Source organism: Pseudonocardia endophytica (genome assembly GCF_004339565.1).
GTDB lineage: Bacteria > Actinomycetota > Actinomycetes > Mycobacteriales > Pseudonocardiaceae > Pseudonocardia > Pseudonocardia endophytica.
Genome location: NZ_SMFZ01000001.1, coordinates 2,495,535 through 2,515,328, shown reverse-complemented (window position 1 = coordinate 2,515,328; position 19,794 = coordinate 2,495,535). Strand labels below are relative to the sequence as shown.

General features: G+C 73.5%; 17 protein-coding genes. 10 read left to right on the top strand and 7 right to left on the bottom strand.

From position 1 onward, the window contains the following. Nucleotides 1–4: 4 nt before the first annotated feature. Complete coding sequence (locus tag EV378_RS11335; RefSeq protein WP_132423690.1) at nt 5–196, bottom strand: hypothetical protein; 192 nt, start codon at nt 194–196, stop codon at nt 5–7. A 106-nt stretch (nt 197–302) separates the two neighbouring features. Here EV378_RS11335 and EV378_RS11330 point away from each other — a divergent pair, with 106 nt between their 5' ends. From EV378_RS11330 to nudC, 4 genes are read left to right on the top strand one after another with little or no spacing between them, the layout of a single operon-like run. Further along, complete coding sequence (locus EV378_RS11330) at nt 303–1,577, top strand: aldehyde dehydrogenase family protein (protein WP_132423687.1); 1,275 nt, start codon at nt 303–305, stop codon at nt 1,575–1,577. A 50-nt stretch (nt 1,578–1,627) separates the two neighbouring features. Beyond that, the gene (locus EV378_RS11325; RefSeq protein WP_243653388.1) at nt 1,628–2,971 is read left to right on the top strand and encodes a M16 family metallopeptidase; all 1,344 of its coding nucleotides are present in this window, start codon (nt 1,628–1,630) and stop codon (nt 2,969–2,971) included. Beyond that, entirely contained in the window at nt 2,968–4,359 is a 1,392-nt protein-coding gene (locus EV378_RS11320; protein WP_132423684.1) for a M16 family metallopeptidase, read from the top strand. The genes EV378_RS11325 and EV378_RS11320 overlap by 4 nt, the downstream gene beginning before the upstream one ends. Further along, nucleotides 4,356–5,366 (top strand): NAD(+) diphosphatase, encoded by a 1,011-nt coding sequence (gene nudC / locus EV378_RS11315; RefSeq protein ID WP_132423681.1) that lies wholly within the window; start codon nt 4,356–4,358, stop codon nt 5,364–5,366. Before EV378_RS11320 ends, nudC begins: the two co-directional genes overlap by 4 nt. A gap of 612 nt (nt 5,367–5,978) precedes the next feature. Here the strand turns inward: nudC and EV378_RS11305 are convergent. Next, nucleotides 5,979–7,211, bottom strand: a complete 1,233-nt coding sequence (locus tag EV378_RS11305) for an MFS transporter (RefSeq protein ID WP_132423678.1) — start codon at nt 7,209–7,211, stop codon at nt 5,979–5,981. Beyond that, nucleotides 7,208–7,447: a mycoredoxin gene (locus EV378_RS11300; RefSeq protein WP_132423675.1), complete on the bottom strand. Its 240-nt coding sequence runs from the start codon at nt 7,445–7,447 to the stop codon at nt 7,208–7,210. Before EV378_RS11300 ends, EV378_RS11305 begins: the two co-directional genes overlap by 4 nt. Nucleotides 7,448–7,671: 224 nt before the next feature. On the opposite strand from EV378_RS11300, the gene EV378_RS11295 reads away from it, so the two are divergent. The 4 genes from EV378_RS11295 (at nt 7,672) to EV378_RS11280 (ending at nt 10,841) form a co-directional block, all read left to right on the top strand. After that, entirely contained in the window at nt 7,672–9,720 is a 2,049-nt protein-coding gene (locus EV378_RS11295) for an ATP-dependent DNA helicase UvrD2 (RefSeq protein ID WP_132427737.1), read from the top strand. Between the two features lie 146 nt (nt 9,721–9,866). Beyond that, entirely contained in the window at nt 9,867–10,058 is a 192-nt protein-coding gene (locus EV378_RS11290) for a hypothetical protein (protein WP_132423672.1), read from the top strand. Between the two features lie 151 nt (nt 10,059–10,209). Further along, a complete protein-coding gene (locus tag EV378_RS11285; protein ID WP_132423669.1) occupies nt 10,210–10,560 on the top strand; it encodes a WhiB family transcriptional regulator in 351 nt (116 codons plus the stop codon). 41 nt (nt 10,561–10,601) lie between these two features. Then, nucleotides 10,602–10,841 (top strand): hypothetical protein, encoded by a 240-nt coding sequence (locus EV378_RS11280; protein WP_132423666.1) that lies wholly within the window; start codon nt 10,602–10,604, stop codon nt 10,839–10,841. An 88-nt stretch (nt 10,842–10,929) separates the two neighbouring features. On the opposite strand, the gene EV378_RS11275 is transcribed toward EV378_RS11280, so the two are convergent. Both EV378_RS11275 and EV378_RS11270 read right to left on the bottom strand, forming a co-directional pair. After that, nucleotides 10,930–12,258 carry an ABC1 kinase family protein gene (locus EV378_RS11275; protein ID WP_132423663.1) on the bottom strand — a complete coding sequence of 443 codons (1,329 nt, stop codon included), beginning with the start codon at nt 12,256–12,258 and terminating at the stop codon, nt 10,930–10,932. Then, nucleotides 12,255–13,289, bottom strand: a complete 1,035-nt coding sequence (locus EV378_RS11270) for a TOMM precursor leader peptide-binding protein (protein ID WP_132423660.1) — start codon at nt 13,287–13,289, stop codon at nt 12,255–12,257. The genes EV378_RS11275 and EV378_RS11270 overlap by 4 nt, the downstream gene beginning before the upstream one ends. Before the next feature lie 113 nt (nt 13,290–13,402). Here EV378_RS11270 and EV378_RS11265 point away from each other — a divergent pair, with 113 nt between their 5' ends. Beyond that, on the top strand, nt 13,403–14,008 hold the full coding sequence (locus tag EV378_RS11265) for a M48 metallopeptidase family protein (protein ID WP_243653387.1): 606 nt from the start codon (nt 13,403–13,405) through the stop codon (nt 14,006–14,008). Between the two features lie 9 nt (nt 14,009–14,017). Here the strand turns inward: EV378_RS11265 and EV378_RS11260 are convergent, their stop codons facing one another. Next, nucleotides 14,018–15,508, bottom strand: coding sequence for a zinc-dependent metalloprotease (locus EV378_RS11260; protein WP_132423657.1), 1,491 nt, complete (start codon nt 15,506–15,508; stop codon nt 14,018–14,020). Nucleotides 15,509–15,613: 105 nt separating this feature from the next. Then, nucleotides 15,614–16,618, bottom strand: coding sequence for a YlbL family protein (locus EV378_RS11255; RefSeq protein ID WP_132423654.1), 1,005 nt, complete (start codon nt 16,616–16,618; stop codon nt 15,614–15,616). A 210-nt stretch (nt 16,619–16,828) separates the two neighbouring features. Here EV378_RS11255 and EV378_RS11250 point away from each other — a divergent pair, with 210 nt between their 5' ends. Next, a complete protein-coding gene (locus EV378_RS11250; protein WP_132427733.1) occupies nt 16,829–19,726 on the top strand; it encodes a UPF0182 family protein in 2,898 nt (965 codons plus the stop codon). The last annotated feature ends 68 nt before the right edge of the window (nt 19,727–19,794 follow it).

Genomic DNA, 19,794 nt, shown 5'->3' with positions numbered 1-19,794 from the left:
TCGTTCAGGCGCGCGGCGCCCTGGAGCGTGCGATCGCGGTGTAGACCAGCCAGCTGACGACGGCTGTGCCGACGAAGAAGACCACCGCCCACACGAGCGTGGGGCCGACCGCCGCTCCGGTCAGCAGCGAGATCACGGTCCAGATCACCGCCGCAATGAGCCCGGCGATCAGTGCGCTGCGCAGCTTGTCGTCCATGGTCTTCCCCCTGCTGGTCGGTGCGGATCGACGCGAAGTGTGACAGATCCGCTCACGAACGTGCAGTGCTTCGTCCCGGAAATCCGGGTCGGTAGGCTCGTACGCTGTGAGCACCTCGACCGGCACCGCTGCCCCCGCCGTCACCGAGCCGTCGGACGTCGAGGCCGTCCGTGCCGCGGCGGAACGGGCCCGGGCGGCCGCACCGGTCGTGCGCGCGGCCGGTGGAGCTGCCGTGGACGAGGCGCTGCGCACCGCGGCCGCCCTGATCCGCGAGCGGGCACGCGACCTGCTCGACGTGAACGCCGAGGACGTCGCGGCCGCCGAGCGCGGCGGGATGGCCGCGGGCCTGCTGGACCGCCTGCGCCTCGACGAGGAACGCCTCGCCGGCATCGCCGGTCAGCTGGAGGTGCTGGCCGGGACGCCGGAGCCGCCGTCGGAGTGGCCGGTGCGCACGTTGGAGACCGGTGAGCGCGTGATCGAGCGGCGGATCCCGGTCGGCGTGATCGGGGCCGTGTTCGAGGCCCGGCCGAACGTGACCGTGGACGTCGCGTCGCAGGTGCTCAAGGCGCGCAGCGCGGCCGTGCTGCGGACCGGGTCGGCGGCCCTCGGCAGCGCGACGGCGCTGGTGGAGCAGGTGCTCGGCCCGGCGTGCGAGTCGGCGGGCATCCCGGCGGACGCCGTGTCGCTCGTCCCGACCCCGGGCCACGCGGGCGCCGAGGCGCTCGTCGGGCTGCCGGACCTGGTCCCGCTCGTCGTCGTGCGTGGCAGCGGCGAGGTGACCCGGCGGCTGTCCGTGCTGGGTGCGACGGCCGGGACGCGGATCCTGGCGCACGCCGACGGCGGCGGCGTCCTCTACCTGGACTCCGCGGCCGACCCGGACGCGGTGGCACGCCTGGTCACCGACTCGACCGACCGGCTCGGCGTCTGCAACCGGCTGAACCTGCTGCTCGTCGACCGCCCGGCGTGGGACCGCCTGCTCCCGGTTGCCCGTGCGGCGCTCGACGAGCGCGGCATCACGCTGTCCGAGCCGCCGCACGCCCACCCGCTCGGCCACGAGTGGGCGCTCGACTCCGGCTCCGAGGCGCACGTGACCGTCGCACCGGTGGACGGGCCCGCCGACGCCGCGCTCGTCGCGTCCCGGGAGACGTCCGGGTTGGCGGCGACCGTGTGCACCACCGACGAGGGCGCCGCCACCACGTTCCTCGACCACTACACCGGGACCGGCGCGTTCTGGAACACGACCTCGCGCCTGCTCGACGGGTTCAAGCTGCTCGGGCTGCCGGAGACCGGGATCAACGTGGACCACACGCCGGGCCCGCGCGGACCGGTCACGTACCACGATCTCGGCCTGCGCCAGTTCGTCGTGCTGCCGCCCGGGTGAGCGCCTCCTGATCGCGCAGATCGTCGGGGCCGGGGGATAGTGTCGCTCCCGTGTCGGTGACCGATCTCGAACGCGCCGCCCAGCTGCACCGGGCCACGCTCCCCAACGGACTGCGGGTCCTCGTCGTGCCGGACCCGTCGACACCGGTGGTCGGGGTCGCGGTGCACGTCGACGTCGGTTTCCGGTCCGAGCCCCATGGCCGGACCGGGTTCGCGCACCTGTTCGAGCACCTGATGTTCCAGGGCAGCGAGAGCCTGGAGAAGCTGGCCCACTTCCGGCACGTCCAGGCCTCCGGCGGGATCTTCAACGGCAGCACCCACCAGGACTACACGGACTACTTCGAGGTGCTGCCCGGCGCGGCGCTGGAGCGGGCGCTGTTCCTGGAGGCGGACCGGCTGCGCGCGCCACGGCTCACCGAGGAGAACCTGCGCAACCAGGTCGACGTGGTGAAGGAGGAGATCCGCCTCAACGTGCACAACCGGCCGTACGGCGGGCTCCCGTGGATCCTGCTGCCGCCCGTCCTGTACGACACGTTCCCCAACGCGCACAACGGTTACGGCGACTTCTCCGAGCTGGAGCAGGCGAGCCTGGACGACGCGGCGGCGTTCTTCGACACGTTCTACGCGCCGGGCAACGCGCAGGTCACCGTGTACGGCGACCTGGACTCCGGCGGCGGGGTGGACGGCGTGCTCGCGCTCGTCGAGAAGCACTTCGGGGACATCCCGGAGCGGCCGACGCCGGAGCGCCCGTCGTTCGCCGAGCCGGTGCCCGGCGACGAGCGGCGGCAGGCGGTGACCGACGCGCACGCGCCGCTGCCCGCGACGGCCGTCGGCTACCGGGTGCCGGACCCGGCGACCGAGCTGGACGCTTACCTCGCGCACGCGATGCTCGCCTCGGTCCTCACCGACGGCGAGTCCGCCCGCCTGCAGCGACGTCTCGTCCAGGGCGAGGGGTTGGTCACCGACGTCACGGCGTCCAACGGGCTGATGGGCGGACCGCTCGACGCGCGCGACCCGGACACGTTCACGATCACCGCGGTGCACCCGGCGTCCGTCGAGCCGGACCGGGTGCTGGGCGTCGTCGACGAGGAGCTGGACCGGCTCGCGTCGCAGGGCCCCGGCGCCGACGAGCTGGCCGGCCAGTCCGCCCGCTGGGCCGCTGCCCTGCACCGCGAGGACGACAGGGCGATGTACCGGATGCTGGGCCTGGCCAGCCGGGAGCTGCTCTACGGCCGTGCGGAGATCGCCAGGGAGCTGACCGGCAGGCTCGCGGCCCTGCGCACCGACGACGTCGCGGCCGCCGCGGCACGGCTGCGGAGCGCCGGGCGCGCGGTGCTGCTGGTGGAACCGGCCGCGGACGGTTTCGGCTTCGACGACACCGAGGAGATGCAGTGACGGCCACCTCGCCGGCTCGCGCGGGCCACCGCAGCGCCGAGGAGATCGGGCGTACGCCGGCCGGTCCGCGGTCGCTGCCCGAGCTCGGCCGTACCCGGGACGTGCCGCTGCCGGACGTCCGCGCGACGACGCTGGACAACGGGCTGCGCATCCTCGCGGCCCGCCGCGCGGGCGCCCCGATGGCCGAGGTCGCCCTGCGGATCCCCGCCGCGGCGCCGGGGGCCACCGGCGATCCGGCGTACACGGCCGGGATGGAGCTGCTGGCCGAGACGATGCCGGCCGGGACGGCGAGCCGCGACCGCGTCGGGATCGACGACGAGTTGGCCGCCGTCGGCGCCGAGCTCGGCGTGGGCGTCGACCCGGAGTGGCTGCAGGTGGGCGCGTCGTCGCTGTCCGACGGCCTGCCCCGGACGCTGGCCGTGCTCGCCGACCTGCTGACCGCCGCGACGTACCCGGACGCCGAGGTGCTGCGCGAGCGCGACCGGCTCGGCGAACGGATCGCCGTGGCCCGGTCCCAACCCCGGACCGTCGCGCGGGAGGCGCTGCAGCGCAAGCGTTTCGGTGATCACCCGATCGCCTCGGAGATGCCGACCGCCGAGGCCGTCGCGCAGATCGGGCCGGACCGCGTCCGGGCCCTGCACGCCGACGCCGTCGTCCCCGGCGGGGCCCGGCTGACGATCGTCGGCGACCTCGACCCGGACGCGGCGATCGAGACGGTCGCCGGGCACCTCGGCGGATGGACCGGGGGACACGCGGCGCGCGAGCTCTCCGCACCACCGGCCGTCGAACCCGGGGATCTGGAGCTGGTGCACCGGCCGGGGTCGGTGCAGTCGCAGCTCCGGCTGACCGCGCAGGGCCTGTCCCGTGAGGACCCGCGCTACACCGCGTTCCAGATCGCGAACCTGGTGTTCGGGGGCTACTTCTCCTCGCGGTGGATGGAGAACGTCCGCGAGGACAAGGGGTACACCTACGGCGCGCACTCCGGGCAGGAGTTCGTTCCCGGCGGCGCCGTGCTGAGCGTGGACACCGACGTCGCGAGCGACGTGACGGCGGCCGCTCTGCTGGAGACGCGCTACGAGCTCGGCCGGATGGTGGCCGTGCCGCCGACCGAGCAGGAGGTCGAGTCGGCCCGCCGCTACGCGATCGGCTCGCTGCTGATCTCGCTGGACAGCCAGTCCGCGCTGGCCTCGACGCTGTCCGCGCTCGACGCCGTCGGGCTCGGGGTCGACTGGCTGCGGGAACGGCCGGAGCGGCTCGAGGAGGTGACCGTCGACGAGGTCGCCGCGGCCGCGGCGGAGCTGTTCGCGCCGGCCCGGTTCACCGGGGTGGTGGTCGGGGACGCGGACGTGGTCGGACCGCGGCTGCGGGCGCTCGGCGGTGTCTCGTGAGTGCTTCGCCGGGGGACTTCGGCCTGATCGAGCCGCCGGTGCTGTCCCGCGGCGTCGTCGACCGCGACGAGCAGCTGCGCCTCGACCCCGACTACCAGCTGCGGACGTGGCCGCAGGCGCGGCTCGTCGTCGTCGACAAGACCGGACGCACGCCGGTGACCTGGGAGGAGCAGCCGCAGCAGTCGTTCCGGGAGGGCGACGCCGCGGCGTGGGACTCCGCCGCCGGCAGCGGTGGCCGCCTGCGCACCCGGTCGGCGGCGACGCTGGGCGACCGCCCGCCGTCGGACGCGGTGCTGCTCGGCGAGGCCGACGGCGTCGCCTACTGGGCGGTCCACGGCGAGCCGGACCTGGTCGCCGGCGACGACCCGTCGGAGTGGGCCGACCTGCGCGCCGCGGGTGCCTGGCTCGACGCGCTGGGCTCCGCGCTGCTCACCGGCGCGGTCGCGTCGCTGAACTGGCACGACCGTGCCGCGTTCTGCGCTCAGGACGGCACCCCGATGACCCCGCACAACGCCGGGTGGGCCCGCCGTTGCGAGCAGGGGCACGAGGAGTACCCGCGCACCGACCCGGCGATCATCTGCCTGGTCCACGACGGCGCGGACAAGGTCCTGCTGGCCCGCCAGCCGGTGTGGCCGGTCGGGCGGTACTCGGTGCTGGCCGGGTTCGTCGAGGCCGGCGAGTCGCTCGAGGCGTGCGTGCACCGGGAGATCGGCGAGGAGGTCGGCATCGCGATCTCCGACGTCCGCTACCTGGGCAGCCAGGCCTGGCCGTTTCCGCGGTCGCTGATGCTGGGCTTCCACGCGATCGGCGACCCCGACGTCCCGCTCGCCCCGGCCGACGGCGAGATCGCCGACGCGCTGTGGATCACCCGCGCGGAACTGCGCGCGGCACTGGCCCGCGGTGAGTGGGGCGGCGAGCCCGCTGAGGGCCAGCCGGTCGTGATGCTGCCCGGCAAGGTGTCGATCGCCCGCACGATGCTCGAGTCCTGGGCGGCCCAGGGCGGCTGAGCCCCCGCGGGATATCCGGTGCGCCCGCAGGCGACACCGGGCCGTTCGCGCCGCGGAGCGAGCCGGCAGGACGAGGACCCGGTACCCGGCGCGCCGCGGACGGCCCGCCTCCGCCCCATGATCGGCGCAATCGGTCGGATCGCCCCATCCGTGTCGCCCCCGTGACCATTTCCGACGATCATGGGCGGCTCACGGTCCGCCGCCGATTTCATGATCGGCGGAACTGGTCAGAGCGCGCCATCCCTGTCGCGGTACGACCAGTTCCGGCGATCATGCGCGGCGCGACGGGCGGCCGCGTCGGATGATCGCCGATCCGGTCCGGATCCGGGCATCATCTCGCCCCGAACCGGACCGGTCCGCTGATCATGGACGCCGGACGCCGGTCGCCGGACGCCGGTCGCCGGACGCCGGATCCCGGATGCCGGTCCCCGGATGCCGGTCCCCGGTCCCCGGACGCCGGACCGACAGCCCCTCCGGAGCACGCTTTGCTCTGCTCACCTCCACGCAACGCCCGATTGAGCTGATCGTGTCGAGGCTGGTCCAGGCGGTGGTGCGCCCGTGTGAGCAGAGCAAAGGGGCAGTTCAGGGCCCTGCTGGGCGGGGCCAGGGGCGTCAGGCGGTGCGGAGCGGGGCGTCCGGGGAGGCGATCCCGCGGACGTGGGCCAGTACCCAGATCCCCGTGCCGATCAGGGCGATCACGCCGCCCAGCACGCACACGCCGACCCAGCCGGCCACGACGTACAGCGTCGACGCCGCGGCCGACCCGACGGCGCCGCCGGCGAACGCGGACGTGACGAATGCCGTCGTCACCCGGCTGCGGGCCTGCGGGTGCCGGGCGTAGATCGCGCTCTGGTGCGAGATCTGCAACGACTGCTGGGCCAGGTCCAGCAGCACGATTCCGGCCAGCAGGGCGGCGAGCGAGACGCCGCCCAGTCCGAGGAAGGCCCAGCTGACGGCCAGCGTGACCAGACCGACCGTCACCGTCCGGAGCGCGTGACCGCGGTCGGCGAGCCGTCCGGCCAGCGGGGCCGCGAGCGCGCCCGCGAGACCGGCCAGGCCGAACAGGCCGATCGTCGCCGGGCCGTAGACGTACGGCGGCGCGGCCAGCAGGAACGACACGGCCGTCCACAGCACGGAGAAGCAGGCGAACCCGACGGCGGCCAGCGCCATCCGCACGCGCAGCACCGGGTCGTCGCGGATGAGCGCGAGCACCGTGCCGAGCAGGCGCGGGTACGACGTGTCCGGTGCGGGCGCCGGCACGAGCGGCAGCACCAGCCGCACGACGACGGCCAGTACCAGCATCAGCGCGGCACCGAGGCCGAACACCGCGCGCCAGCCGCCGAGCTCCGCGACGAAGCCGGCCAGCGTTCGCGCGCCGAGGATGCCGATCAGCAACCCGCTCATCACGGTCCCGACGACCCGGCCGCGGGACTCGTCGTCGGCCAGCGACGCGGACATCGGCACCACGATCTGCGCGACCGCCGACGTCACACCGACCAGCGCGACGGCCGCGAGCAGCGCGGCGAACCCGGGCGCGAACGCGGCGCCCAGCAGCGTCAGGGCGGTGACGCCCAGCAGCGCGGAGACCAGCCGTCGTCGCTCCAGGACGTCACCGAGCGGGACCAGCAGCGCGAGCGCCAGCGCGTACCCGACCTGGGACGCCGTGACGAGCAGACCGGCCGTGCCCTCGGAGACCCGCAGGGCCTGGCCGATGATCGGGAGCAGCGGCTGCGCGTAGTAGATGTTCGCGACGGCCGCACCGCACGTGATCGCCAGCAACAGCACGAGACCCCGGCCGATCCCGGCCGGGGTCCGTGTCGTCGCGGCGGAGGGCTCCGCACTCATGCAGCGAGCTTCGCCTTGACCTCGGAGAAGCTGGGGTTCGTCGCCGTCGTCTCGTCGGCGTACAGGACGAGCGGCACCGTCCGGTTGCCGCCGTTGGCCTTCTCGACGAACGACGCGGCGTCCGGCTCACGCTCGATGTCGATCTCCCGGTACGCGATGCCGGCGTCGTCGAGCTGCATCTTCAGCCGGCGGCAGAAGCCGCACCAGCTGGTCGTGTACATCGTCAGATCGGCCATGACCGATGGAACCCCGCCGAGTCCCCGCATCTTCCCGCGGTGCCGGAACTCACAGCGTCGACCGGAGGTGTTCACGGGTGCGACGGGCGCGGTGGAGGTGACGCGGAATCGTCGGTGGCGGGTGTCAGGATGGGTTCGTGCCGCCCTCCGCCCCCCGCACCGCAGCCGCCGCCCGTCCCGAGCCCGCGGGCGGAGCAGGACCGGGCGGAGCCGGACCGGGTGGGCTGGACCCGGAGCAGCAGGAGGCCGTGACGGCGCCGCGCGGCCCGGTGTGCGTGCTGGCCGGTGCCGGGACCGGCAAGACCCGTACGATCACCCGCCGGATCGCGCACCTGGTCGGCCAGGGCCACGTCGCGCCCGGCCAGGTGCTGGCGGTGACGTTCACGGCCCGGGCTGCTGGCGAGCTGCGGACCCGCCTGCGCGCGCTGGACGCGCACGGCGTCCAGGCCCGCACGTTCCACGCGGCCGCGCTGCGCCAGCTGCGCTACTTCTGGCCGCGCGTCGTCGGCGGGCAGCCGTGGCAGCTGCTCGACGGCAAGCTGCGCCTGGTCGGGCAGGCCGCGGCACGGGCGCGGGCCGGCACCGACGCGGACGCCCTGCGTGACCTCGCCTCGGAGATCGAGTGGGCGAAGTCCAGCCTCGTCGCGCCGTCGCAGTACGCGGCCGAGGCGGCGCGGCGCCGCCGGGACACCCCGGGCTCGGCCGACCAGGTCGCCGCCGTCTACGCGGGCTACGAGGAGCTCAAGAACGCCGCCGAGCTGCTCGACTTCGACGACCTGCTGCTGCACACCGCCGTCGCGCTGGAGGAGCACGCCGGGGTCGCCGACGAGTTCCGCTCCCGCTACCGCTGCTTCGTCGTCGACGAGTACCAGGACGTCACGCCGCTGCAGCAACGCCTGCTCGACGCGTGGCTCGGCGAGCGGGACGACCTCACCGTCGTCGGGGACGCGAACCAGACGATCTACACGTTCGCCGGTGCGTCGCCCCGCTACCTGCTGGAGTTCCCGCGCCGATTCCCGGACGCGACGGTCGTGCGGCTCCAGAGGGACTACCGGTCCACGCCGCAGATCGTGTCCAGCGCGAACCAGCTGATATCGGCGGCCCGCAACCGTCCGGCCGGCTCGCGGCTGCAGCTCGTCGGGCAGCTGCCGCCGGGCCCGGACCCGGACTTCGCCGAGCACGACGACGAGCCCGCGGAGGCGCACGCCGTCGCCGGCCGGATCACGCGGCTGGTTGCCGAGGGCACGCCGCCGTCGGAGATCGCGGTGCTGTTCCGGATCAACGCCCAGTCCGAGGCCTACGAGCAGGCGCTGACCGAGGCCGGCATCCCGTACCAGGTGCGCGGCGGCGAGCGTTTCTTCGACCGTCCGGAGATCCGCAGGGCGATGATCGCGTTGCGGTCCGCGGCGCCGGAGCAGCGGGCCGGGGAGGACGGCCCGGAGACCGACCTCGTCGCGATCACCCGCGCGGTGCTCGCCGCCCGCGCGGGCCTGACCGACGAACCGCCCGCCGGTGCCGCGGCGCGCGCCGCGTGGGAGTCGCTGCTGGCGCTCGTCGGCGTCGCCGAGGAGCTCGCCGCCGTCGAACCGGCCGCCGACCTGGCACGGCTGGTCCAGGAACTGGACACCCGCGCGGACGGCTCGCACCCGCCGGTCGTGCAGGGCGTCACGCTCGCCTCGCTGCACGCGGCCAAGGGCCTGGAGTGGGACGTCGTGTTCCTCGTCGGGCTCGCCGACGGCACGCTGCCGATCCAGCACGCGGACAACGACGAGGTCGCGATCGAGGAGGAGCGCAGGCTGCTCTACGTCGGGATCACGCGCGCGCGGCGGGTGCTGACGATGTCCTGGTCGCTGACCCGCGCACCCGGCCGCGGCCGCCCCCGCCGTCGCAGCCGGTTCCTGCACGGTCTGGTCCCGGACTCGCACCCGGCGTCGCGCGTCGCGGGCGAGCGCAGGCCCGGCGCGCCCCGGCCGCGCTGCCGGGTCTGCGGGACGCCGCTGTTCGGCAGCGCCGCCACGAAGTTGCTCCGCTGCTCGGACTGTCCGTCCGATGTGGATCTGGAGCTGCTCGACCGCCTGAAGCGCTGGCGGGCCGACACGGCGAAGCAGCAGGACGTCCCGGCCTACGTCGTGCTCACCGACGCGACGCTGACCGCGATCGCCGAGCAGCGCCCGTCGGACCCGGCGTCGCTGGTCGGCATCCCGGGGATCGGCGCGGCGAAGCTGGACCGCTACGGCGACGCGGTGCTCGCCCTGGTCTCGGAGGACGGCTGAGCGACGAGTGATCGTTCCGCATGCAACACTCACGCGATTTTCTGAGTATCAAGCGATTTAATCCGTTGTGCGGCCGGGAGGCGGCTTCTACAGTCGACTCATCGGACGGCGGTAGCCGGTCCGCGATCCATGGAGGAGGTGCCCCGATGACCACGAACCTGATCTCGATCGAGTTCGGCACGCGTCGCGGGCAGCTCGTCGTGTCCGCGTGCCCCGGGTTCCTGCCGCGTCTGCGGCCGGCGTACCCGATGGCCGACGGCGTGGTCGCGCGTGTCGCCGATTGGCAGAAGCACAAGTCCACAGGTGTGTCTGTTCCTGGATGCCGAGGTGTCACCTAGACGCCCGACGTCGACGGCCGAAGCTCATCGGGGCCGCGGAACCCACACCAGGGATCCGCGGCCCCGATTTTTTTGTCCGACAACCGAAATGCAGTTCTGATTCAGGAGGTCGAGTTCAGTGCTAGTGCGATCGACTCCGTGCGAGGGCGGAGTGGTCACGTCGGAGGGCGGTGGCGGGACGGTGGCGGGTGCGCTCGCCGGCCTGCTCACCGCCACGCCGACGGCGGGGCAGGACCTGCCGTGCCTGCGGGGCGACGTCGACGCGGACCTGTGGTTCGCCGAGTCGCCGTCCGCGCTGGAGGAGGCGAAGTCCCTCTGCGTCCAGTGTCCGATCCGGGCCGAGTGCCTGGACGGAGCCCTGTCCCGCGGCGAGCCGTGGGGCGTGTGGGGCGGCGAGATCCTGGAGCGGGGTCGGGTGATCCCGCGGAAGCGGCCGCGTGGCCGGCCGCGCAAGGCCGACCTCGAGCGCGACCGCGCCTGGGCCCTCGCCGCGGGCGCCTGACCTTCCCGACCGAACCGAACGACGAGAGAAGAGAAACGACGATGTCCGACTTCCCGAAGCCGATCTCCGTACTCGACCGCGACATGACGATCCGCACCCGAGGAGAGGGAGACCCGGGCATGTTGATCCACGAAGCCCTCGCACGGTCACGACAGACCGAGGCCGAGCGGGCCGCGGCGGAGTACCGCCGGGCCCGCCGGCTGACCGCGGGCCGTTCCTGGTCCCGGCTGGCGGCATGGGCCGCGCGCCGGGCCGACCGGGCCCGCACGGCGGTGACCTGAGCGTTCCGCCGCAGGAGGTGCCCCCGTCGCGCACGCCGCGACGGGGGCACCGTCGTGTCCGGGGCCGCCGTGGGCCGGTCGCTCCCGGTCAGCCGGTGCGGCCGTCGGACTCGAACAGCTCCGGTTGCCACTCGGCGACGATCTCGCGCAGCGGCACCGTCGCGTCGAGCTGGCAGAGGATGCCGAGCGTGCCCATCGACACCCGATGCACCAGCAGGTACTGCGGCGGCAGGTTCAGGTTCCGGCCGGTCGCGGCCTCCGGGTTGCGCAGGTCTCCGACGCGCTCGGCCTGGCGCTGGATCCACCGGCGGCTGAAGTGGAACTCGGTCGTGTGCAGGGGCTCGGTGAACGGCGCCAGGTAGGCCATCGCCTCGTCCGGATCGAGCTGTGTGCCGGGCAGCACGAACCCTGCGTCGCGCATCACCTGCATGAGCTCGGCCGGCCGTCCCTGCAGGGCGTACTTCGTCATCGTGACGAGCGTCGACGGCATGCCCTCCGGCAGCCGCGCGACCGCTCCGAAGTCGAGGACGAGCAGGCGGCCGTCGTCGAGGATCTGGAAGTTGCCGGGGTGCGGGTCGGAGTGCAGCAGGTGCGCGCGGGCGGGGGCGGAGTAGTGGAAGCGGGCCAGGTGCGCCCCCGCGTGGTCGCGCTCGGCGCGCGTGCCCTCCCGGATCACGGACGCCAGCTTCCGCCCGGTGACCCACTCGCTGACCATCGCCTTCGGCGCGGACGCGACGACGGCCGGGACCTTCACGTTCGGGTCGCCGTCGTAGATGGCGGCGAACTCGCGCTGGTAGGCGGCCTCGTCGCGGTAGTCGAGCTCCTCCTCCATCCGCTCGCGCAGCTCGGTGATCAGCGGCTTGAGCTCCAGGCCGGGGGCGAGCGGCTGCAGCAGCCTGCTCATCCGTCCGAGCTGGCGCAGGTCCGAGCGCAGCGCCTCCTCGGCGCCCGGGTACTGCACCTTGACCGCGACCTCGCGCCCGTCGCGCCACACCGCCCGGTGCACCTGTCCGATGCTGGCCGACGCGGCCGGGGTGTCGTCGAACTCGCGGAAGCGCGTGCGCCAGCTGCGGCCGAACTGTTCGGACAGCATGTAGTGCACGTCGTCGGCGGGCATCGGCGGTGCCGCCGTCTGCAGCTTCGTCAGCGCCTCGCGGTAGGGCTCCGCGTACTCGTCCGGGATCGCGGCCTCGAACACCGACAGCGCCTGGCCGAACTTCATCGCGCCGCCCTTGAGCTCGCCGAGCACGGCGAACAGCTGCTCGGCGCTCTTCGCCGCGAGCTGCGTCGAGATCTCGTCGCGGTCGCCGCCGGTGAGGCGACGCCCCCAGCCCGCGGCGGCACGTCCGGCGACGCCCAGGGGCAGGCCGGCGAGCTTGGCGGTACGCGAGGCGGTCCGGCGGGGTATGTCGCTCACCCCGGAATTGTCCCCCGACCGGCCGTGGCTCCGCACGGTGCGTCGCCCGGAGGCGGCGCGCCGCAGGGACATCCGGGGTGCGGGTCCCAGCGCCGGGTGGTCACGCTGGCCCGTGCCGGATCGAGTTCGACGGTGGCTCCCAGCGTCGGCGGGGGCGGACCACCGGTCACCGGGCCGTCCAGGGCCAGCAGAGCCTGTGCCACGGCGAGCGCGACCGTCGCGCCGATGACGGCCTGCTCGGCCGTTCCGGTCCGCCCGAGCAGGCCGGCCACCACACCGGGCCACCCCGGATCCAGTCCGGTCCGGACGAGGTCGAGGCAGCCCAGGCACGCCGAGCGGCCGGGCAGCACGAGCGGCCCGACGACACCCCGCCCGTCGCGCAGGTGCACGGCAAGGTGCTCGACGGCGCTCCCGACCAGCGCCGCGCCCTCGTCGGGGTGGCGGGCCTGCGCGTCGGCGAGCACCACGAGGTCCGGCGCGTTCCGCCCGGGCGACCCGGTCCGCACGCTCGGGGAGACCCGGTGCAGCAGCGCCGAGGCGACGGCCGAACGGTCCCGGCCCACGTCGTCGGCGACGAGCCCGGCGACGGCGAGATCGGACCGGTCGATGCGCCCCGCCGTCTTCACGTGCACCGCGCCCACCCCGGCCGCCGCCAGCCCGGCCGCCGTGCCGAGCGCCAGTGGGCCGTCCCCGCGCACGACGACGACCGACCCCGCCCGACGCCGCTCCACCCGTCCGGCACCGCTCGCGTCGCACACCAGACCGCCGTCCAGCAGCCCGGACAGGACGGCGGCCGCGTCGGCCGGTTCGGCGCCCCGCGCACCGGCCCGCTCCAGCAGCTCCGAGGACCCGACGGCGGCCGGTCCGAGCTCGTCGAGCATCGCGGCGATGGCGGGGGAGAGGTCCTCCAGCACCATTCCGGACGCCGGGTCGAGCCCGATCTGGCGTGCGTCCGGCCCGCGGACGTGCACGGCATGGTGGGCGGCGAGCACGAGCCGGTCCGGGAGGACGCGGGCGGATCGCGGTGACACCCGTCGATCGTGCCCGGACCGCCCGTCCCACGGCCGCCGCTCCGGGTGGGCCGTTCGCACCCGTGCACTGCTCGGGCGTCGCCGTGCGTGGCGGGGGTGCCTACCCTGGACGCATGGGCTCCACTCCGGTCGTCGAGGTCCGCCGCAGCGCCCGGAGGCGTCGCATGGTCAGTGCCCGGCGCGAGGGGGACACCGTCGTCGTGTTCATCCCGGGGTGGATGAGCGAGGCCGAGGAGCACGACTGGGTGGCCGAGATGGTCCGGCGCCTGGAGCGCAGCGAGTCGCGCAGGCGTTCACCGGGCCGCCGCGGTGACGAGGCGCTGCTGCGCCGCGGCCGGGAGCTCTCCACCCGCTACCTGGAGGGGCGCGCCCGTCCGGTCTCGATCCGCTGGGTGCCGCCGATGCGCACACGGTGGGCGTCCTGCACGCCGGTCGACGGCACGATCCGCCTGAGCGAGCGGCTGCGCGACGCTCCCGGGTGGGTGGTCGACTACGTGCTGGTCCACGAGCTGGCGCACCTGCTCGAGGCCGGTCACGACGCCCGCTTCTGGTCGTGGGTGCACCGCTATCCGCGCACCGAGCGGGCGATCGGCTACCTGGAGGGGCTCAACGCCGCGGCCGCGCTGGGCCTCACCGGCGTCGACGGCGAGGACACCGGCGGTGCCGACGAGGACGCGGACGCCGACGAGCCGGTGGAGGACGCCGTCACGGCGGGCTGACCGCGCCGGTCAGGACTCGTCGTCGTCCTTCTTCTCCTCGTCGGCCTTCTGCTCGTCGGCCTTCATCTGACGCTCGAGCTCGGCGATCGGGTCGTCGGCGTCTCCGGAGCCCGCGGTGCGGCGCACGAACGACTCCGGGTCGTCCAGGTCGTCCGCGGACGGGATCAGGTCCGGGTGGCCCCACACGCCGTCGCGGCCGGCGCTGCCGAGCTCGGACCCGAGTCGCTCCCACAGCTCGGCGGCCGCGCGCAGCCGTCGCGGACGCAGTTCGAGCCCGACGACGGTCGCGAACGCCTGCTCCGCGGGCCCGCCAGAGGCACGACGGCGGCGCATCGTCTCCTGCAGCGCGCCCGCACCGGGCAGGCGCTCACCGACGGCCTCGGCGACGACCGTGTCCACCCAGCCCTCGATCAGGGCGAGCAGCGTCTCCAGCCGGGCCAGCGCCGCCTGCTGCTCCGGCGTGTCCTCCGGCTCGAACATGCCCGAGGACATCGCGTCCTGGATCGACGCCGGGTTCGACGGGTCGATGTTGCGCGCCAGGTCCTCGATCCGCGACGTGTCGACGGTGATGCCGCGCGCGTACTCCTCGACCGTGCCGAGCAGACGCTCCCGCAACCACCCGACGTGCGCGAACAGCCGCTGGTGGGCGGCCTCGCGCGCGGCCAGGTAGAGCATCACCTCGCTGGACGGCCGGTCCAGACCCTCGGTGAACGTGGCGATCGCCTCCGGCAGGAGCGCCGCCGTACGGTCCGGGCCGACCGGGATGCCCAGATCGGTCGACGTCAGCACCTCGGCCGCGAGCTGGGCCAGGCCCTGCCCGAGCTGGCTTCCGAACGCCATGCCGCCCATCTGGCCGACCATCGACAGCATCGGGCCGGCCGCGGAGCGCACCTCTTCCGGCAGTCCGTCCACCCAGGCCGAGGACAACCGGCGGGCGACCGGGTCGCAGAGCCGCTTCCAGGTCGGCATGCCCGCCTTGACCCAGTCCGACGCCGTCCAGGCCACCACGTCGTGCGCGCCGGCCGGGAACTCGGTCACCGGGTCCAGCCACAGCTCGGCCAGTCCGAACGCGTCCCGCACGGCCGTGCGCTGGGCGTCGGTCAGCGACGACGTCGTCTGCGACAGCTGCTGGACGGCCATCTGCTGGGCCAGGTCGTAGTTGACCGGGCCGCCGTCACCGGACGTCGTGCCGGCCTGGCTGAGCATCTGGCCGAGCTGGCTGAGCATCTGGCCGAGCTGGCTCATGTCGAAGCCGCCCGCTCCACCCGGCATCCCTGGCATGCCCGGCATCCCCGGGAACCCGGGCATGCCGCCCTGGCCACCGGACGGGTCGTTCGCGCCGGGGGGCAGCGTGCCGAAGCCGAAGGGATCCTTCGGGCCCTCCTCCGACGGGTCCTTGCCCGAGCTCCCGGATCCCTCGGCGCCCTCGGACCCCGACTCGCGGCTGCGGTCGTCGCGGTCGCGGTCGGACGGTCCGAAGCCGAACGGGATGTCGCTCATGGCCTCCACCGTACGCGGGTGCGACGTCCGGTCGCCGGTCGCTCCGCCGCTGGTCGGCCCGTGTTCGCCGAGAGGTGATCCGGGAACTTCCCGGTCGGAGGGAACTCAGGAGCAGCCGGGTGGCGTGCCCCCGCCGCGGAGCATGTCCAGCGCCGTGATCGCGTCGCCGAGCGATCCGACGCGGACGAGCTGCAGGCCGTCCGGCGCGTCCGACGCGGCCTCGGCGCAGTTGTCCGCCGGCACCAGGAACGTCGTCGCTCCCACCTCGGACGCCTTGAGCATCTTGAAGCGGATGCCGCTGATCGGGCCGACCGCCCCGTCGGCGGTGATCGTCCCGGTGCCGGCGACGAACCGGCCGCCGGTGAGCGGGCCCGGGGTCAGCTTGTCGACCAGTGCGAGCGTGAACATCAGCCCCGCGGACGGGCCGCCCACGTCGGCGAGCGCGATCGAGATCCGGTCGCCGTCGAGCGGCGTGGTCGCGGGCGTGATGCCGAGGAACGCCCGTGACGGGTCGCCCGGGTAGGGCGCGGCCGTGACCGTCACGTCGCGCGGAGGGTCGTCACCGCGCACCACCCGCAGCGTGACCGGCTTGCCGGGTGCGGCCGTGCGCAGCGCGTCCAACAGCATCGGGACGGAGCTCACCGGCCGCCCTCCGACGGCGGCCAGCTGGTCCCCGGCCGTGAGCACGCCAGCGGACGGCGATCCGGGGGTCAGCGCTCCGACCGTCACCTTCGTCGGCAGCCGCAGGTAGGTCAGCGCGGCGGCCTCGGCGTTCGCCACCGACGAGTCGAACTCCTGCTGGTTCTCCTGCGTCACCTGGTCGCCGGAGAGCTCCGGCGGGTACAGCGTGAACCGCGGGGCGAGCTGGTGGTCACCGGAGGCCCAGAACCCGAGCGCCTGGACGGCCGTGATGCCGTCGGTGACCCCGACCGTCGTCATGTTCAGGTGTCCGGTCGTCGGGTAGGTGCGCAGGCCGCCCGCCGTGACGACCGGGCGACCGCCCGCGTCGCCGAGGGTGTCGAACGTCGGTCCCGGCCCGAGCGCGACGACCGGAACCGGCACGACGAGCGCCACGACCACGACCGCGAACAGGAGCAGGAGCGACGTCACCCACGGAGATGATCGAACGCCCACGGGCGCACCCTACGGCCGCCCGGCGGGACGGCGCGGCCGGGGATCCGTCGAAGTCAGGGGGAATCAACAGGGAACTCACGCGCTCTCCGTAGAGTTGTCTGCAACAGGTGGGACATCGCGCCGTCGCTCCCCGTCGGCCCGGCACCCGCTCTCGAAGACCCCGAACCATGGAGCGTGCCCGTGTCCATGCGGCCCCCGGTGGGAGCGCCGTCGCTGTCCCGCCGTACCCGGTTGCTGTTGATCACCGCCGGGGTGGTGGTCGTCCTACTGATCGTGGGCTCACGGCTGACCAGCTTCTACGTGAACTGGTTGTGGTTCGGCGAGGTCGGCTTCCGCAACGTCCTGACCACGATCCTGTTCACCCGGATCGTCCAGTTCCTCGTCGTCGGCATGGTGCTGGGCGGCCTGACCGCGCTCGCGCTGTGGATCGCCTACCGGTTCCGGCCGGTGTTCGTCCCGGTGAGCGGCCCCGAGGACCCGGTCGCCCGCTGGCGCACCGTGATCCTGCAGCGCCCGCGGCTGTTCGGGATCGGGATCCCGGTGGTGGTCGGTCTGCTGTGCGGCGTGTTCGCCCAGGGCGACTGGCAGACCGTGCAGATGTTCCTGCACGCCACGCCGTTCGGTCAGACGGATCCGGAGTTCGGCAACGACGTCTCGTTCTACGCGTTCTCGCTGCCGTTCTTCCGCCTCGTGCTGAACTGGCTGTTCGCCGCCACGGCGATCAGCTTCGTGGTCGCGCTGATCGCGCACTACCTGATGGGCGGCATCCGGCTGACCGGCCGCTCCGGTCAGGTGTCGTCCGCCGCACGGGCGCAGCTGGCCGTGCTGGCGGGCGTGTTCGTGCTGTTCAAGGCCGTCGCCTACTACTTCGACCGGTACGACCTGCTGTTCTCCACCCGGAACCGGGCGACGTTCTTCGGCGCCACCTACACCGACCTGAACGCCGTCATGCCGGCGAAGCTCATCCTGCTGATCATCTCGGTGATCTGCGCGATCGCGTTCTTCGTCGCGGCGTTCCGGCGCAACCTGCAGCTGCCCGCGATCGCGCTGGTCATGCTGGTGATCTCGTCCATCCTGCTGGGGGCGGCGTGGCCCGCCGTGCTGCAGCAGTTCGTCGTCGCGCCGAACGCGAACGAGCGCGAGGCCCCGTCGATCCAGCGCAACATCGACGCCACCCGGCAGGCGTTCGGGCTGACCCCGGACAACGTCGACATCAAGCCCTACAGCGGAACGTCGACGGCGACGCCGGCCCAGGTGCGTGCGGACACCACGACGATCCCGAACATCCGGCTGCTCGACCCTGGCAAGCTGAACAAGACGTTCACGCAGCTCCAGCAGCGCCGGAACTTCTACGGCTTCGCCCAGGGCCTGGACATCGACCGGTACACGGTCGGCGGCCAGACCCAGGACTACGTCGTCGCGGCCCGGGAGCTCGACCAGAGCGCGCTCGTCGGGAACCAGACGGACTGGATCAACAAGCACCTCGTCTACACGCACGGCAACGGCTTCGTCTCGGCACCCGCGAACCAGGTGAACGCGGCGCTGGAGGACACCGGTGGCCAGGGCGGCCTGCCGCGGTTCTCGGTCAGCGACACGTCCGGCCAGGGGACCATCCCGGTCCAGCAGCCCCGGATCTACTACGGCGAGCTGCTGAACAACGAGTACTCGATCGTCGGCGCCGGGCCCGGTGACGCCCCGCGCGAGTACGACTCGGACACCCAGCAGTGGACCTACGACGGTGCCGGTGGCGTCTCGATCGGCAACATCTTCAACCGGCTCGTGTTCGCGATCGAGTACGGCGAGCGGAACATCCTGTTCAACAGCTCGATCAACGAGAACTCGAAGATCCTCTACGTGCGCGACCCGCGGGACCGCCTGCAGCAGGTCGCCCCGTGGCTGACCGCCGACAACGACCCGTACCCCGCCGTCGTCGACGGGCGCATCCAGTGGATCGTCGACGGCTACACGACGCTGCAGAACTACCCGTACGCGCAGCAGGTCCCGCTCGGCGAGACCACATCGGACAGCCGTCTCGGCGCGCAGGGCTCCCAGCTGCCGAACGACAACATCAGCTACCTGCGCAACTCGGTCAAGGCGACGGTCGACGCCTACGACGGCAGCGTGAAGCTGTACGCGTTCGACGAGCAGGACCCGGTGCTGCAGACGTGGGAGAAGGCGTTCCCGGGCTCGGTCCGGCCGAAGTCCGAGATCTCGCCGGAGCTCAACGCGCACCTGCGCTACCCGGAGGACCAGTTCAAGGTCCAGCGGGAGCTGCTGACCCGCTACCACGTGGACGACCCCGGCGAGTTCTTCTCGACGGTGTCGTTCTGGGACGTGCCGTCCGACCCGACCGTCCAGGGCAACACCGGTGCGGCGCAGGACGCGCAGCCGCCGTACTACATCCTGGCCGGGCTGCCGGGCCAGCGTGAGGCGTCGTTCCAGCTGACCAGCGCTCTGGTGAGCCTGCGACGGCAGTTCCTCGCGTCGTACGTGTCCGTGGACTCCGACCCGGACAACTACGGCAAGTTCACGGTCCTGCAGCTGCCGACGGACACGCAGACGCTCGGTCCGCAACAGGTGCAGGCCCAGTTCCTCGGGTCACCGCAGGTGTCCCAGGAGCTGAACCTGTTGCGGCAGAACCAGACCACGATCGACTACGGCAACCTGCTGACGCTGCCGGTCGCCGGTGGGCTGCTCTACATCGAGCCGGTCTACATCGAACGGGCGGGGCAGGACTCGTCGTACCCGCAGCTGGCTCGCGTGCTGGTCAGCTACGGCGGTCGCGTCGGATACCACCCGAGCCTCGCGACCGCCCTGGATCAGGTGTTCGGTTCGGGAGCGGGCGCAGCAGCCGGTGGTGCCGCCCCGACCCAGGGCAGCACGCCGACACCGACGCCCACGACGCCGACCACGCCCACCCCGGCGGGCGGGAGCCAGGCGCAGCAGGCGGCCGCGGCGGAGATCCGGAGCGCGCTGAACGAGCTCAAGGCCGCCCAGCAGTCCGGCGACTTCGCCAAGCAGGGCGAGGCTCTGTCCGCGCTGGACTCGGCCGTGAACAAGTTCCAGTCGGCGTCCGGAGGCTGACCGGGGTGGGGTCCGGGACGGCCTGCGTCCCCGGACCCCACCGACTCCTCACGCGAACACGACGTGTA